Annotated in this window: 9 protein-coding genes and 1 pseudogene; 4 read left to right on the top strand and 6 right to left on the bottom strand. The window is 54.3% G+C overall.

Going from position 1 to position 16,571, the window contains the following annotated elements; all coding sequences use genetic code 11:
- Positions 1-6 precede the first annotated feature (6 nt).
- Positions 7-3,108 carry an efflux RND transporter permease subunit gene (locus FFI61_RS04640; protein WP_200200911.1) on the bottom strand — a complete coding sequence of 1,034 codons (3,102 nt, stop codon included), beginning with the start codon at positions 3,106-3,108 and terminating at the stop codon, positions 7-9.
- The gene (locus FFI61_RS04635; protein WP_200369423.1) at positions 3,105-4,472 is read right to left on the bottom strand and encodes an efflux RND transporter periplasmic adaptor subunit; all 1,368 of its coding nucleotides are present in this window, start codon (positions 4,470-4,472) and stop codon (positions 3,105-3,107) included. Before FFI61_RS04635 ends, FFI61_RS04640 begins: the two co-directional genes overlap by 4 nt.
- 180 nt (positions 4,473-4,652) lie before the next feature.
- Between FFI61_RS04635 and FFI61_RS04630 the strand changes: the two genes are divergently transcribed.
- Complete coding sequence (locus tag FFI61_RS04630; RefSeq protein ID WP_200369422.1) at positions 4,653-5,684, top strand: zinc-dependent alcohol dehydrogenase family protein; 1,032 nt, start codon at positions 4,653-4,655, stop codon at positions 5,682-5,684.
- Positions 5,685-5,795: 111 nt separating this feature from the next.
- Here FFI61_RS04630 and FFI61_RS04625 read toward each other — a convergent pair whose 3' ends face one another.
- From FFI61_RS04625 to guaB, 3 genes are all read right to left on the bottom strand, one after another.
- The gene (locus FFI61_RS04625) at positions 5,796-7,400 is read right to left on the bottom strand and encodes a phospholipase D family protein (RefSeq protein ID WP_200369421.1); all 1,605 of its coding nucleotides are present in this window, start codon (positions 7,398-7,400) and stop codon (positions 5,796-5,798) included.
- A 350-nt stretch (positions 7,401-7,750) separates the two neighbouring features.
- Positions 7,751-9,328 carry a glutamine-hydrolyzing GMP synthase gene (gene guaA, locus FFI61_RS04620; protein ID WP_200369420.1) on the bottom strand — a complete coding sequence of 526 codons (1,578 nt, stop codon included), beginning with the start codon at positions 9,326-9,328 and terminating at the stop codon, positions 7,751-7,753.
- Positions 9,329-9,390: 62 nt separating this feature from the next.
- A complete protein-coding gene (gene guaB / locus FFI61_RS04615; protein WP_200369419.1) occupies positions 9,391-10,854 on the bottom strand; it encodes an IMP dehydrogenase in 1,464 nt (487 codons plus the stop codon).
- Between the two features lie 223 nt (positions 10,855-11,077).
- Between guaB and xseA the strand changes: the two genes are divergently transcribed.
- The 3 genes and pseudogenes from xseA (at position 11,078) to FFI61_RS04600 (ending at position 14,728) form a co-directional block, all read left to right on the top strand.
- Positions 11,078-12,433, top strand: coding sequence for an exodeoxyribonuclease VII large subunit (gene xseA, locus FFI61_RS04610; protein ID WP_200369418.1), 1,356 nt, complete (start codon positions 11,078-11,080; stop codon positions 12,431-12,433).
- A 107-nt stretch (positions 12,434-12,540) separates the two neighbouring features.
- Positions 12,541-14,418: pseudogene (locus FFI61_RS04605) on the top strand (acetate--CoA ligase); the annotation flags it as partial.
- Between the two features lie 100 nt (positions 14,419-14,518).
- Positions 14,519-14,728 (top strand): cold-shock protein, encoded by a 210-nt coding sequence (locus FFI61_RS04600; protein ID WP_200200918.1) that lies wholly within the window; start codon positions 14,519-14,521, stop codon positions 14,726-14,728.
- 84 nt (positions 14,729-14,812) lie between these two features.
- On the opposite strand, the gene leuA is transcribed toward FFI61_RS04600, so the two are convergent.
- Positions 14,813-16,519 carry a 2-isopropylmalate synthase gene (gene leuA, locus FFI61_RS04595; protein ID WP_200200919.1) on the bottom strand — a complete coding sequence of 569 codons (1,707 nt, stop codon included), beginning with the start codon at positions 16,517-16,519 and terminating at the stop codon, positions 14,813-14,815.
- Positions 16,520-16,571: the final 52 nt, after the last annotated feature.

The following is a 16,571-nucleotide window of genomic DNA, read 5'->3' as shown; positions in this document are numbered from 1 at the left end:
TAACAATTATTCCGGTTTAGCAGGCTCTTTACTTGTCCAGCCCCAGTCATCGAACAGCACGTACACTGCAGGAATCATCACCAGCACCAGCACGGTAGTGGCCAGCAAACCGAAGACCACGGAAATCACCAGAGGTTTTATTGCCGCTGACTGAACGCTGGTTTCGGCCAACAAGGGTAATAGACCTGCAATGGTGGTGATAGACGTAATCAGAATGGCCCGAAGCCTGTCGCGACTGGCCTGCCCTGCGGCAACAATTGCACTCATGCCCTTGCTACGGTGTTCCTTGATGAACTGGACCAGCAGGATGGAATCGTTAACGACTATGCCGGCTAACGAGGCGGCCCCAATCATTGACGGCATTGAAATATACCAACCCAGCAGCACATGCCCCCACAAGGCGCCCACAAAAGCCAACGGGATGGCCAGCATCACGATAAGCGGCTCGGCGTAACTGCGGAACTGAAATGACAGTATAACGAACACACCCAGCAGCCCAATCAGCAATCCCCTCGCGATGGAACCGCCGGTTTCTGCGGAACGGGCAACCTGCCCCTCAAAGCTGATATCAACATTCGGGTGGCGCTGCTTGAACTCCGTCAGCCATTGACCGCTCATATCATTAACAACCGCTTGGGCACTGGCTTCGCGGGCGTCCACATTGGCCTGAACTGTCACGGTACGTTGGCCACCCACCCGTGTGATCATGGCCCAGTCGCGCTGGTCGTGTATTTTCGCCACAACTTCCAGCGGCATCTGACGACCATCGGGCATTAAAATGGTCTGATCGGCAAGGTCTTCGAGGCTGGATCTGTCTTCTTCCCCTTGGCGTACCAATATGTCCACATCGCGCCTGCCAATGCGCTGGGTATCTACAATTTCCCCAAGAAAGGCCGCACGCAACTGCGAAGCGACCATCTCGGCAGTCAGCCCTGATGCCAGTGCGCCATCTGTCAGGGTGAATGTTCGCTGAGGTTTGCCGGGGCGCAGATCGTCGATGATGTTATAGACAGCCTCATAGCCGGTCAGATGCTCACTCACATCCAGCGACGCCGCTTTGAGATCTGCCAGATCCGCGCCTTTCAGGCGAACCTCAATGGGTATTCCCGCCGGGCCAAAGCCAGGCTCCTGAATGATCAGGCTGGACAGCCCCGGGATATCACCTATCTGCTTGCGCCATGCGACGGTCAGCTCATTCAGGTCCATGGTTCGGCGTTCGGCGCTCAATAGATCAACCATGACCGTTGCAACATGAGCGCCCGCCTCCCGGGCGCTGGGGTTGTAATTGAAGCGAACCTGAATGGCATCAACCAGCGGAGCCTCATCTGGCTGTTCCGGGGTATAGACATCATTGAGGTGCCACATGGCATCTGCTATCCGGGTTGCAGCAAGTTCTGTACGGGCCAGCGGTGTTCCCTGGGGTAAGAGAATCCGGGCTTCCAGAGTATCGCCGTCGAGATCTGGCATGGCTTCGGTGCTGACATGGCCGCCAGCCATGAAGCCCGCCGTACCCAACAATACGAGCAACACACCACCCAGCACTGCATAACGCCAGCTAACCGCTTTGTCTGCGAGCCTGCCAACGCGCTCCTGAAACACAGCAAAGTGTCGCTCAAACGCTGTCCGGAAACGGGACTGAGTGCTGGCTTGCAAGGGTAAAATACTGCCCCTGAGATGATGAGGAAGAACCCAAAGCGCTTCTATAAGGCTGGCAAACAAGGCGGCAATCAATACCACCGGCAATACTTTAAGTACCGCGCCCAATTCGCCCACAAGAAACGCCAAAGGCGCAAATACCCACACGGTTGTCAGGAAGGACGACACAACGCCCGGCAGCACCTGTCGAGTGCCTTCAACCACGGCATCCAGTGGTGAGGCTCCCGCTTTCGCTTGCATTGCGATGCTATCGGCAATCACAACGGCATCGTCCATCACGATACCAATCGCCATCAGCAGAGCCACCAGCGTAATCATGTTCAACGACAAGCCACTCAGGCTCATCACAAAGAAGGCGCCCATAAAGGCAACGGGGAGACCCAGCACCGCCCACAGAGCCAGGCGTGGGCGAAAGAACATCCCCATCACAACAATCAGCAAGGCAAGCCCCGCGATACCGTTGCTGACCAACATCTCCAAGCGCTCACGCACGATGCTGGTCATGTTCTGGGTTAGCGTTAGTTGCAATGGCCCGTCGATACGCTGGCGCTCTGTGTCTATCAGGGTTGTCAGCTCTTCAAGCACATTTAGCGAGTCATCCTGCAGTGTCTTGCTGACTTCCAGTACGATCGCGCGCTGGTTATTGAAATAGATCTGCGCCTCAGGCCGTTCGCCGGTTTCCCGCAGTGTTGCGATCTCCCCCAAGGTGAGCTCGCCACCGCCACTGCCTGAGACCACCACCAGGTCTGCAAGCTCCTGCAAGCTGCGCCGCTGGTCTGTAAAGCGCAGCAATATGTCGCGGTCCGGAGTTTCCAGGGTGCCCAGCGGCACATCGATGCTCTGTTGCCTGAGGCGCTGCCCCAAATCGCTGGCCGATAACCCATATTGAGCCAGCACGGCCCGTGGCACCTCAACCTGCCACTGCCGCTGGGAAAGCCCCTGCAGAGTTACCTGAGCCACACCAGGCAGCGTCATGATGCGCTCTTCAAGTTGCAGTGCGTAGTCTTCGAGCTGATTAGTTGCCATGTCGCCATAAACAGCAACGGCGGCTACCAGATCACTGCGATGAAGCTCCCGAACTACCGGCCTTTCAGCTCTCGCTGGCAGATCCGTAAGCGCATTAACTTCAGTGTCGATATCGCTGAGAAAGCGGATAGAGTCCCCAGCCGCTTCCATAGTGACTGTTGCACGGGCAAGATTATCCTGCGCCACACACTCAATTTCATCGAGAAAATCCACGCCTTTGACGGCATCGTACAAGCGACGACAGACCGCATCTTCAACGTCTGCCGCGCTGGCGCCGCGATAGACAACATCGATACTGACTTCAACCGGGCGATAATCAGGAAAGGTTTCGCGCTTGAGCGTTGGCGCTGCAAACAAACCTGCCGCCAACATCAGCAATAGCAGCAAGTTAGCCGCTGTCGGATGGCCAGCAAACCAGCGGATCATTGTGCTATACCCAGTGCACGTCGCTGCAGGTGTTTCTCAAGGTCCTCATTGCGATGGGGCTCAACCTTCATGCCTGTAATCGCAGGCACAGGGTCGTCTGTGATCAGCAGCTCTCCGGCCGCCAACCCACTTTCAATCACCGCCAGACCATTCTGCTCAAAGGCCACCTCAACCGGGCGCCGCTGCAGAAGGTTGTCCTCACCCAGAATGTACACCTCACCCTGGTGCAGCGCAGAGGAAGGCACCGCCAGCATGGACGTTGGGCTATCGGCTGCAAAATTGACCTGAACGTGCATATCACGCTGCAGTGCGGGGCGCTCGGGTAATTGCACAAGGCTGTATGGCTGGTCCACGGTGACCACGACTCGCCCGCTACGCGTGCCGGGGTCCAGACCACTGGCTACCCTGCTGACAGTTGCGGGCCAGCGCACGGCAGGAAAACCTGTCAACTGCACCTCGCTCTGGATGGCCAAAAACTCGAACTTCTCGGTGATATCCAGTGCAGGTTCCTGGGAATTATCGGGCTTTGATACCGCGGACATGAGCCTGCGCAACATAGTGAGTGGCACCTGCGCTTCTATTTCAGCCTGCTCAATCCCGTCAGCAAGAAACAGCGGTTGCCCGAGGCCCGCGTATTGATGCTCTTCTACCTCAACGGCACGAACACGCAAATCGTAGGGGGCAATAAAGCGGGTATCTTGAAGATCCTGCTGCCCCTGCTCCATGCGTGTATTTGCGCGCTGTATCTGGGCATCAAGATACTGCTGCCGCGACGGCAACAGCGAAAGCTGGTTATCCAAAGACTGCACAAGTTGGCGCTGTGAAAGCGTTGCGCGCAACTGTTCATCAAGGCGTGATCGGGACACGGCACCTGTTTTAAGAAGTCGCTCAATACGGCTGAGTTCGCCTTCAGACAAGGCCAGCCGCTCGCGTTCCAGCTGTATCAGGTGGCGGGTATTTTGCGCTTCAGCCGCAAGCTTGGCTTGCTCTGCCGCCAGGGATGCCAACTCGGCTTCCGTCTCTGCTATTGCTAACTGGTAGCGACCTGGATCCAGCGCCAAAAGTAATGTGCCTGCCGGCAGTAATGTACCGCTATTCAGCTCCGGATGACGATGCACAACACGCCCGGCGACATTGGCCACAGCCTGCCAGGTTTGTACCGGGCGAGTAATACCAAAGCCCCGCGCCGTCAGCTTGAACGGCATTGGCTGCACCTCAATAACGGTCAGGTGCAGAGGCTGGGAGCTGGTCTCATTGTGAGCCGGCCCCTCGCGCAAGAAAACCAGAAGCGCAATCAGAAGAACGCCCCCAATCAGGCCAACCAGAGCCAACGCCTTTCTGTTACCAAGCTGCCGCAGCGCCATTTTATCTTCTCTTCATTAAATTACTCGATATAAAAGATAGTAATCAGTCACTATCTTTTATACAACCCACGCATCGGCTCGGATTTTGATGTGGATCAAGCGCCCTTCATGCCGCCCGTGCAAGGTTGAAGCAGCAGTACTTGGTATTGGCAGTTTTGAACCTCCAAAGGAGAAAGTGTCATGAAAGCACTGGTATTTCACGGGCCCGGCAAGCGCAGCTGGGAAGATAAACCGAAGCCAATGATTGAAAACCCCACGGATGCGGTGGTTCGCATCACCCACACAACCATCTGCGGCACAGACCTTCACATACTGAAAGGCGACGTGCCTGCAGTAACGCCCGGCCGCATTCTTGGGCACGAGGGGTTGGGCGTTGTTGAGCAGGTAGGTGAAGGGGTAAGCAACATCAAGGTTGGAGACGAAGTGCTGATCTCCTGCGTCACTTCCTGTGGCCGATGTGACTACTGCAAACGTGGTATCTATGCCCATTGCCGCGATGGAGGCTGGATTCTCGGCCACCTGATCGACGGAACCCAGGCCGAATACGTGCGCATACCACATGCGGATAACAGCCTTTACCTGCTGCCCGATGATATGGACCGCGCTGCAGCCGTCATGCTCAGCGACATCCTTCCCACAGGCCACGAGATTGGCGCGCTGAACGGCGAGGTAAAACTCGGAGACACAGTGGCTATCGTCGGCGCTGGCCCTATAGGTCTTGCTGCTTTGATGACATCACGCTTTTATTCTCCAGCGCGGATCATCATGGTCGACCCGGACGAAAATCGCCTGGCCATGGCCAAAATGCTCGGCGCCACTGACACCATTTCCCGGGACCCCATTGAGGCCATCAAAAAACTGACAAATGGTGAGGGTGTAGACGTAGCTATGGAAGCGGTCGGCATCCCCGAAACCTTCGATATATGCCAGAGCATTGTCCGCGCGGGCGGCCATGTGGCCAACATCGGTGTGCATGGCAAGAGCGTTGAGTTCAAGCTGCAGGATTTGTGGATAAAGAACATTACCCTGCGAACCGGGCTGGTGAACACAGATACGATTCCGGTTCTGATGAAAGTGGTGGAGAGCGGCGGCGTGAAGCCCGAGGATCTGGTCACTCATCGCTTCAAACTCAACGACATCGAAAAGGCCTACGATATCTTTGCTGAAGCGGCGAAGGAGAAGGCGATCAAGATGTTACTGACTGCCGAATAAGGACTGAAAACTGACGAAACAAAAACTGCGGTACTCTCGATCTGTTAATCAGGGATCATTGTAAGAATATGATCCCTGGGCAAATCGTAGAGTTCTATGTAGATCGTTTAGTTACAGCATGCTCTCTGGCACAAAGATCGACATAAAGCCCGTAAAGAAACGCTTCCACCAGCTGGTGTCAGGCTCCTTGTTGAAACGTATCGTTGTTCCGTTTTCCAGGGTTGTCCACACCAGCTGGCCTTCTTCCAACTCAAGCCGATAGGCCACCTTCAGTACTTTCTGATCAAACTCACGTGAAAACTGTGCGGCGAAATCCGGGGCCTCAAAGTAGGCGCCGAGTTCCGTGTTCAAGGATATCGAGCGCGGGTCCAGGTTGAACGATCCGACAAAAATATAGTGCTCATCAAAGGCAAAGCTTTTTGCATGCAGGCTCGACTGAGAGGAACCAATCCAACCATGTTCTCGCTTCTCTTCGGCCGATTGGGTCGCCCGGAATTCATAAAGCTCCACTCCGCCTTCCAGCAAATCCTTGCGGTACCCCATGTACCCGGCATGCACCATCGACACATCTGTGGCCGCCAATGAGTTGGTAAGGATGCGCACCCGCACCCCTGAAGACACCTTGTCTATTAGATATTCCTTGATCGCATCGCCAGGAACAAAATAGGGAGAAACGATGATCAAATCTTTGGTCGCCCCATCAAAAGCTCTTTTCAGATTCGGCGCCAGATAGGTATCTTTGGTCAACTTGACCGCTTCAAGCTTACCGGGATCGTCACCAACAAAAACCCAACGACTCCAGATAATCGGGAGTTCACCAACATTGGCATACTGCAAGATCCGGGTGTGCTTGAGCGACTCTGAATACTTTGAATCCTGGGCATCACGCCAATACTTCTCTGAACGCAGGCGCAGAGCCTGCAGCCCTTCTACTCCGTTGTAGTCATCGGGCACAAACGCTGCCTGAGGTAGTACCCAGGGACTGTTCCAGTATTGATCAAACGAAGAGGAAACTTCCTGGGTGATGCCTCCTGCAGCCATGACATCAACGTCATCAAACACTACATCCTCAGAAACACTGAAATACTCATCACCTATGTTGCGACCACCAAGGATGACGGCCTGGTTGTCGGCAATAAGCGCCTTGTTGTGCATGCGATGATTAACGCGGAAGGGCCGTACGAGAAAATCCATCGCCCGCCTTTTGCGATATTTGAAGGGGTTGTAAAGGCGGATTTCAATATTCGGGTGGGCATCAAGGGCGAACAGTATAGTTTCCTTGCCGGCAGTATCCATATCGTCCAGCAGCAGGCGCACGCGAACACCCCGGTCGCCTGCCTCCAGTAACTGATTGTGCAGGGCCCGCCCAGCCAGGTCATCGTGCCAAATGTAATACTGGAGATCGAGTGACCGTTGAGCGGCCTGAATCAAGGCTATCCGAGCCGCCAGAGCATCTTGCCCCGAGGAAAGAATATTAAAACCAGACAGGCCGGGGTGCTGAGCTAACAGCGGAGCAAGGGACCTGCCCAGATGGGTGTCTTCTGTATTTTCCAATGCATAGGACTCTGTTCGTTGAGCGTCATTCGGCAGTGAGGCACAGCCACCAAGTACCAACATTATTGCTGGAAGCAACCGGCACATCAGACCCAGAGATATTTTTTTCAGACACGGCAATAGCGTGTGCTTTAGAGACAATACTGTGCGATCACCGTTCATGTTTACGGTCCCTGGATATGCTGCCTGAAATTGAAAAGCTGCAAGCGAACAACAATGCTTCGCTCATCGGTATTGAATCTATTCCTGCTTTGGAAACAGGCAGCCACGCCGCTGATAATCAACCAGTGCAGGGCTCGCAAGGCAAGCGTAGTCGAAGTATAAAAATAATTTTAGTCGACACTCAGCCAACGAACAACTCACCAGGTATGCACACTCTACTCAGGTTAATGCATATCACGACAAATTTGCCCGCGAATATAACCCATAAAAAAACCCGGAACAGTTGTGCCGGGTATTTTGTTATCGGTGATCTGATCAAGGGCAGGAATCAAGAGCTGTTCGGCTCTTTTTTACTCCCACTCTATAGTTGCCGGCGGTTTGGAAGACACGTCATAAGTCACCCGTGATACACCACTGATCTCATTGATAATGCGATTAGACACGGTTTCCAGAAGTTCGTATGGCAGATGCGCCCAACGAGCTGTCATGAAGTCTACGGTCTCAACGGCGCGCAGTGCAATCACCCACTCATAGCGACGGGCATCGCCCACAACACCCACAGATTTCACCGGAAGGAATACGGCAAACGCCTGACTGGTTTTGTGGTAAAAATCTGCACGGTGCAGCTCTTCAAGGAAGATGGCATCGGCGCGGCGAAGAATTTCAGCGTATTCCTTTTTCACTTCACCCAGTATGCGCACGCCCAAACCTGGCCCCGGGAAGGGGTGACGATACACCATGTCGTAAGGCAGACCCAGTTCAAGGCCAATGCGGCGTACTTCGTCTTTAAACAGTTCGCGCAGGGGCTCTACCAGCTTCAGCTTCATGGTTTCCGGCAGTCCACCCACGTTGTGGTGGGACTTGATCACATGAGCTTTGCCGGTTTTGGATGCGGCTGACTCGATTACGTCCGGGTAGATGGTGCCCTGGGCTAACCAATTTACGTCCTTGATACGGGCGGCTTCTTCATCGAACACATCAATAAAGGTGTTACCAATAACCTTGCGCTTCTGCTCCGGGTCGCTAACACCTTTGAGGTTGGCAAGGAAGAGATCTTCCGCATCGGCCCGGATGACTTTTACACCCATGCTGTTGCCGAACATATCCATTACCTGATCACCTTCGTTCAGGCGAAGCAGGCCGTTATCAACGAATACGCAGGTAAGCTGGTCGCCAATCGCCTTGTGCAACAGCGCCGCTGTGACCGAGGAGTCCACACCGCCAGACAAGCCCAGTAGAACTTTGTCAGTACCCACCTGTTCGCGAATCTTGGCGACAGCATCATCAACGATCTTGGCGGGGGTCCACAAAGCTTCACAGCCACAAATGGACAGTACAAAGTGCTCAAGAATGCGCTTGCCTTGCAGGGTGTGGGTCACTTCCGGGTGGAATTGCAGCCCGTAAAGGTTGCGAGACACGTCTTGCATGGCCGCAATAGGCGCACTTTCTGTTGAGGCCAGCAGCTCAAAGCCCTCTGGCATAGCGACAACCTTGTCACCATGGCTCATCCACACGTCGAGCAGGGAATCGCCCGTTGACGTAAGGTGATCAGTAATATCTTGTAGCAGCGGGCCTTTGGCGCGCACTTTTACCTGGGCATAGCCAAATTCACGCTTTTCAGAACTTGCAACCCGGCCACCTAGCTGTTCGGCCATGGTTTGCATGCCATAACAGATACCCAATACCGGAATGCCACGCTCAAACAGCCCGTCCGGGGCGCGCGGGCAATCCAGCTCTGTAACCGATTCAGGACCACCAGCCAGCAAAATGCCTTTCGGGTTGAACTCTTTGAGTTCTTCATCTGTGATATCGAACGCGCGAACTTCGCAGTAAACACCTATTTCGCGCACACGGCGTGCAATCAGCTGAGTGTACTGAGAACCAAAATCCAGAATCAGGATACGGTGGTCGTGAATGTTATTGGCCATAGAGTCCTCGAAAAAAATAAGCTGTGCGGCTCAAATCCGAGCCGCACTCAGGCAGTCTGTTCTCAGCTAACGCGGTAGTTTGGCGCTTCTTTGGTGATGGTTACGTCGTGCACGTGGCTTTCACGCATACCAGCACCGGTAATGCGAACAAACTTGGGTTTGGTGCGCATTTCAGGCATGTTCGCGCTACCTGTATAACCCATGGATGCACGCAGGCCGCCAATCAACTGATGGATGATATTGCGCATGGGGCCTTTGCAGGCAACACGGCCTTCAATACCTTCCGGCACAAGTTTTTCAATACCTTTGCTGGCATCCTGGAAGTAACGGTCGCTTGACCCCTGCCCCATAGCGCCCAACGACCCCATACCACGGTAGGCTTTGTAACTTCGGCCTTGATAGAGTTCGATTTCGCCAGGCGCCTCATCGGTTCCCGCCAGCAAGCTGCCGATCATCACGCAGTGGGCACCCGCAACAATCGCTTTGGAGATATCGCCGGAGAAGCGCACGCCACCATCCGCAATAATTGGAATATCACGGTCTTTCAGTGCTTCAGCAACGCTGGAAACGGCAGAAATCTGCGGCACACCTACGCCAGCCACAATCCGGGTAGTACAAATGGAGCCCGGGCCTATGCCCACTTTAACAGCATCCACTCCCGCGTCAGCCAATGCGACAGCCGCTTCTCCGGTAGCAATGTTACCGCCAATCACCTGAAGATCCGGATAGTGCTTTTTAACCCAGCGAACGCGATCGATGACACCCTTTGAGTGACCATGAGCTGTGTCTACAACAATCACATCCACGCCGGCATCGGCCAGTGCAATAATGCGTGCTTCAGTGTCGCCGCCGGTGCCAACGGCAGCACCCACACGCAAACGCCCTTGACTGTCTTTGCACGCCATCGGGTAGTCTTTCGACTTTTGAATATCTTTAGCGGTAATCAGGCCGCGAAGCTGGAAATCCGCATTAACCACCAACACTTTTTCAATGCGATGGCGATGCAGCAGTTCTTTGACTTCGTCGAGGCTTGCGCCTTCCTGCACGGTCACCAGTTTGTCTTTCGGTGTCATAATCTGGTGTACAGGTGTATCCATACTGCTTTCAAAACGAATGTCGCGGCCAGTCACTATGCCAACCAGTTCGGTGCCATCAACCACAGGCAAACCGGAAATGTTGTTGGCCATGGTGATTTCCACCAGCTCACGCACGGTGTTTTTCGGGCTAACAGTAATCGGGTCCTTTACCACGCCACTTTCGAACTTTTTCACTCGGCGCACTTCCGCAGCCTGATAGTCCGGGCTCATGTTTTTGTGCATGATGCCTATGCCGCCCTCCTGGGCCATGGCAATTGCCAGCTCTGCATCGGTTACCGTATCCATGGCCGCAGACACCAGCGGAATGTTCAGCGTGATCGTCCGGGTAAGTTTGGTGCGCAGGTCCACCTGGTGTGGTAGAACCTCGGAGTAACCGGGCACCAACAGAACATCATCAAATGTGAGAGCTTCTTCGACAATTCGCAGCATTGGGATCGGCCTTTTGAACGTGCTAAATTTAAACCTTCCGGGGAGCACCCATGACTAAAAAGGGTGCAGCCGCAAAGTAAAATGCGTAATCGGCCTATTATAAAGAGGTGTCGCAGGTCAGTAAACTGCACAATTTCCTGTCACTTACCGCATGCGTTTGAAATTCCAGCAATTTACACTCAAATTTTTCGGCTATTGCGTATAAGCCGGTTAGGAGTTTTTGGTGAAAAACGTGTTTCCGGACACTCGGCCCAGGGCCCTCTCCGTCAGTGAGTTGAACCATCAGGCCAGACACCTGCTGGAATCCAGCTTCATGCAGGTGTGGGTTGAGGGTGAACTGTCAGGCTTTTCCCGGCCGTCTTCCGGGCATTGGTATTTTTCCCTGAAGGACCAGAAATGCCAGGTTCGCTGCGCCATGTTCCGGGGGCTGAACCAGCGCATTCGTCCTTTACCAAAGGAAGGCGATCAGGTTCGCATTCGCGGCAAGGTAACCCTGTACGAAAACCGGGGCGACTTTCAGATAATTGTTGAACACATGGAGCCCGCCGGCCTTGGCGCACTGCAACAGGCATTTGAAGAGTTAAAACGCAAGCTGCAGTCAGAAGGATTGTTCGAGGTGGGCCGTAAAAAGCCGATCCCGACCTTGCCGACCCACATTGGTGTGGTCACCTCCCCTACCGGTGCCGCCATACACGATATTCTCACCGTTTTGGCAAGGCGTTGCCCTGCGATACCGGTCACCCTCTACCCCACAACCGTGCAAGGCAAGCCGGCAACGGCAGAAATTGCCCGTGCAATTGAACTGGCCCAGGCCCACGGTGTGGCCGATGTTCTGGTTATTGGGCGCGGTGGTGGCTCTCTGGAAGACCTCTGGTGTTTCAACGAAGAAGCCGTTGCACGAGCCATTGCAGCCTGCGCCATACCCACCGTAAGCGCCGTTGGCCATGAAACAGACGTTACCATTGCAGATTTTGTGGCAGATTTGAGGGCACCGACACCGTCGGCCGCTGCCGAAAAAATCTCCCCCGACCAAAACGACATGCTCCGGCAGGTGAATGATTGCGAGTTCCGGCTAGCCAACGCTACCAGACGAGCCCTTCAGCGTCTGAATACAAAACTGGAGCATCTCTCTGCGCGTTTGCGCGATCCAAGGCGTGAGCTGCTGGAGAAGGCCCAGAGGCTGGACGACCTGGAGATGCGCCTTGGTAAAGCCATAGCGCAACGCATGGATCGCTCCCAGGTGCGAAGCACGCATCTGACCCAACGGCTTGCCATGCAATCCCCCCGCAAACAACTTGCCAACAGCCGCGAAGCGCTTGATCGCTCTTGCTTGCAACTGGGCAAAGCCATGGAGCGAATCCTGGCAAAGCTTCAGGACAGACTGGAACACACCGCAGGCACGCTCAACGTTGTAAGCCCATTAGCCACGCTGGGGCGTGGGTATGCCATCGTTCGCGATGATCAGGGCCGCATCATCCGCAACGCAGCAGACCTTGCAGCTGGCGATCAAATCTCCACAAGGGTTGCAAACGGTACAATTACAGCCGAGGTAACATCCGTGAGCCAAGGAAACGACTAACCCCGAAACCCTTTCGACTAATCCGATGGTCTACTGGTTCACTGCTTCAAAGCGCCTAAAGTTGGACAACTGACAACAAAAATTCCAGCAGGTACTACGAGGCAGATTGTATGAACTACAACTCAGAGTTCCGGAGATCGATTGATAAACCGGAAGAGTTCTGGCGTGAAAAGGCAGGCGATATTGACTGGATACAGTCGCCTGAAGCCATCTGGCAAGCTACCGATAATGGACACGGCCAGTGGTTTCCTGACGCCACTCTTAATACGTCTGACGTAGCCCTGGATGCCAACGTTCGAGCTGGCCGGGGCGACCAAAAAGCGCTCATCTACGACTCACCGGTTACAGGCACCAAGTGCAGCTATACCTATACAGAGCTGACGAACGAAGTCGCACGTTTTGCCGGCGCCCTCGCCGCTCAAGGCGTAGCAAGGGGCGATGTGATCATCATCTATATGCCGATGATTCCGGAAGCCGCCATTGCAATGCTCGCCTGCGCGCGGATCGGTGCAATCCACTCAGTAGTGTTTGGTGGGTTTGCAGCCCACGAACTCGCAGTCAGAATCGATGACGCGCAACCCAAAGCGGTGATCACGGCATCCTGCGGCATAGAAGTTGCCAAGGTTATCGAGTACAAGCCTCTGGTGGACAAGGCCATTGGGCAGGCATCACACAAGCCCGATTTCTGTGTGGTCTATCAGCGCCCGCAAGTAAAAGCTCAAATGCAGGATGGCCGCGACCACGACTGGAGCAACCTGATGGCCACTGCTGAACCCGTTGAACCGGTTCCAGTGAAGGCGACCGATCCGCTCTACGTACTGTACACCTCGGGCACCACCGGCAAACCCAAAGGCGTGGTAAGAGACAACGGTGGTCATGCGGTGGCTCTGAAATACAGCATGAAGCTGGTTTATGACGCCAACCCGGGTGACGTGTTCTGGGCCGCCTCAGATGTAGGCTGGGTAGTAGGTCACAGCTATATTGTGTACGCCCCCTTGTTTGCTGGCTGCACGACCATTCTCTATGAAGGCAAACCGGTAAGGACCCCTGATGCCGGGGCATTCTGGCGCGTTGTTCAGGAGCACAATGTAAACCTGCTGTTTACCGCTCCCACTGCTTTCCGAGCTGTCCGCAAGGAAGACCCGGAAGCCGATCAGCTTTCACGCTATAACATAAGCTCTCTCAGACGCATTTTCCTGGCGGGTGAGCGCCTGGACCCGCCCACGTACGACTGGCTAAGAGAGCATACGCAACTCCCCATCCTGGACCACTGGTGGCAAACAGAAACTGGCTGGGCTATTTGCTGCAACCCGGTAGGCATTGAAACCATGCCTACCAAACCGGGCTCGGCGACATTTCCGTCACCTGGCTATAACGTACAGGTTGTTGACTCGCGTGGTAGCCAGGTACCTGCAGGTGAGCAAGGCCAGATTGCCGTCAAACTTCCACTTCCTCCAGGGTGTCTGGTAACGGTTTGGGGTGATGACAAGCGTTTCCAGGACAGCTACCTCAACCTCATACCTGGCTTTTACAGCTCAGGTGATGGCGGTTACGTTGATGACGATGGCTATGTCTTTGTTATGGGCCGTACAGACGATGTAATTAACGTTGCCGGCCACCGTCTCTCTACGGGTGAAATGGAAGAAGTGGTTGCCTCTCACCCGGCGATTGCAGAATGCTGCGTGGTTGGAGCACACGATGACATGAAAGGCCAGATTCCTCTTGGCCTGGTGCTCATCAAGGACGGCGCAACCATTGACCACGACGAGCTGGAAGAAGAGCTTGTTGAGATGGTAAGGGAGAAAATCGGTGCAATTGCCTGTTTCCGCAGGGCGCTCGTGGTAGATCGTTTGCCCAAGACCCGCTCCGGAAAGATACTGCGACGGGTTATCCGCCAGATCGCTGACGGAGAAGAATATGCGGTTCCAAGCACCATTGATGACCCGGCAATTCTGGAGGAAATCAGCGAACAACTCCGCCGCTGAGATTGATGTTGACGACCTTCAAAGTCGGTCTATACTCAATTTGCTGTGGAAAATCTTCAGTGCCCCGTGGGGGGAAATCTCAGAGATACAGGAAAGTTCAATGTCAGATACAGTAACAGGCACGGTAAAGTGGTTTAACGAAGCCAAAGGTTTCGGCTTTATAGCTCAGGATGGTGGAAGTGACGTTTTCGTGCACTACAGCGCCATTACCTCAAGCGGCTTCCGCACACTGACAGAAGGTCAGCAGGTGCAGTTCACCGTAACACAGGGGCCTAAAGGCCCTCAGGCGGAAAACGTAACACCTGTTTAAGGCGTTATTTTTCCTCCCTCTGCCCCTCACGGGCATGAGACCCAACACTAAGCCGGCACTTGTGCCGGCTTAGTGTTTTATTGGTTACGCGCTTACAGCGCCCGCTGTAATCTTCTCCGACTTACCTTGCATTGATTCAATATCTCCAGCCGCTTGGGCAACAGCTGAAAACAGTGCTTGTAGCGTTGCAGACGTTGTATCTTCAGCCAAAGCAGCTGCGCTGCAATGCTTGCCTCCAGCTGTCAGGCGTATGCAGGCAAGCGCGTTGGCACGGGTACCCTCTCCCAATGCAAACTCATCGTAGGCCTCCACCGCTATAGCCAATCCAAAACGCTTATCAAGTGCGGCAGAAACTGCCTCTACTGCCCCAAGCCCTTGCCCCTCGAGGCGCACCGGCGCTGACTCGCTACCAAAGGTTACTTCAGCGTGCACGCCGTGTTCGTCTCTGCGCAGATCATAACCACGCAGCGCCCAGGCATCGTGAACCTTCAGGTAGCGTTGCTCAAACAGGTTGTGGATGGCCATTGAATCAATTTCACCGCCATTGGTTTCTGCAGCTTTCTGAACTACCTTACTGAACTCGATTTGCAACCAGCGTGGCAAGCTGATGTTGTAATCTCGTTCAAGCACATAAGCCACTCCGCCTTTGCCTGACTGGCTGTTGATACGTACAACTTCTTCGTACCGGCGACCCAGATCAAACGGATCAATAGGCAGGTAGGCCACATTCCACGGATCACCCTCTTTTCTCAGAGCCAGGCACTTGCGGATGGCATCCTGATGGCTACCGGAGAAGGCTGTGAACACCAACTCACCTGCATACGGATGGCGCGGATGGGTGGAGATTTCGGTACAGGCTTCTACAACCTCGGTAATTTCCGCCATACCCGACAAGTCCAGCATCGGGTCGATGCCCTGGGAGTAAAGGTTCATGGCCATGGTCACCAGGTCCATATTGCCTGTGCGCTCACCGTTACCCATCAGTGTGCCTTCTACGCGATCTGCACCGGCCATCACTGCCAACTCGGCCGCAGCTACGCCACAACCCCGGTCGTTGTGAGTGTGAACACTGATACTGATGTGTTCCCGGTGGCGAATGTTGTCGCACACCCATTCAATCTGATCCGCAAACACGTTTGGCGTAGACATTTCCACAGTTGCAGGCAAGTTGATGATAACCGGCTGCCCTTGATCCGGTCGCCATACTGCGGATACCGCATCAATAACATCAACGGCAAAATCCAGTTCTGTGCCGGTGAAACTCTCAGGAGAATACTGGAATGTCCACTCGGTATCCGGGTTCTGGGCAGCCAGGTCTTTAACCACTTGCGCGCCGTTTACTGCTATATCACGAATGCCCGCACGATCCAGCCCGAACACCTGCTCCCGCTGCACCGTTGAGGTAGAATTATATACGTGAACAATGGCGCGCTTTGCACCTTTAAGCGCCTCGTAAGTGCGCTCAATCAACTCAGGGCGGGCCTGGGTCAGCACCTGGATTTTCACATCTTCAGGAATCCGATTTTCTTCAATCAGTTTGCGGCAAAAATCAAAATCCGGCTGGCTGGCTGCCGGAAAGCCGATTTCGATCTCCTTGAACCCAAGCTTTACCAGCAAGTCGAACAAGCGCTGCTTCTGGGCAACATTCATGGGCTTGACCAGTGCCTGGTTGCCATCGCGAAGATCCACCGCGCACCACACAGGTGCTTTTTCGATAACCTTGTCTGGCCAGCGACGGTCGGGTTTAGCGACCGGGCGGAAGGCTACATATTTGCGATGATCAAAAGCCATGTTTGTTGTACTCCGTAGCAGTTCAGATGTATTCCAGTAAGGACACCAGTTT

The organism is Marinobacter sp. DY40_1A1, assembly GCF_016597815.1.
Lineage (GTDB): Bacteria > Pseudomonadota > Gammaproteobacteria > Pseudomonadales > Oleiphilaceae > Marinobacter > Marinobacter xiaoshiensis.
The sequence above is the reverse complement of the archived record's forward strand: the minus strand, read 5'-3'. Positions and strand labels throughout refer to the sequence as shown.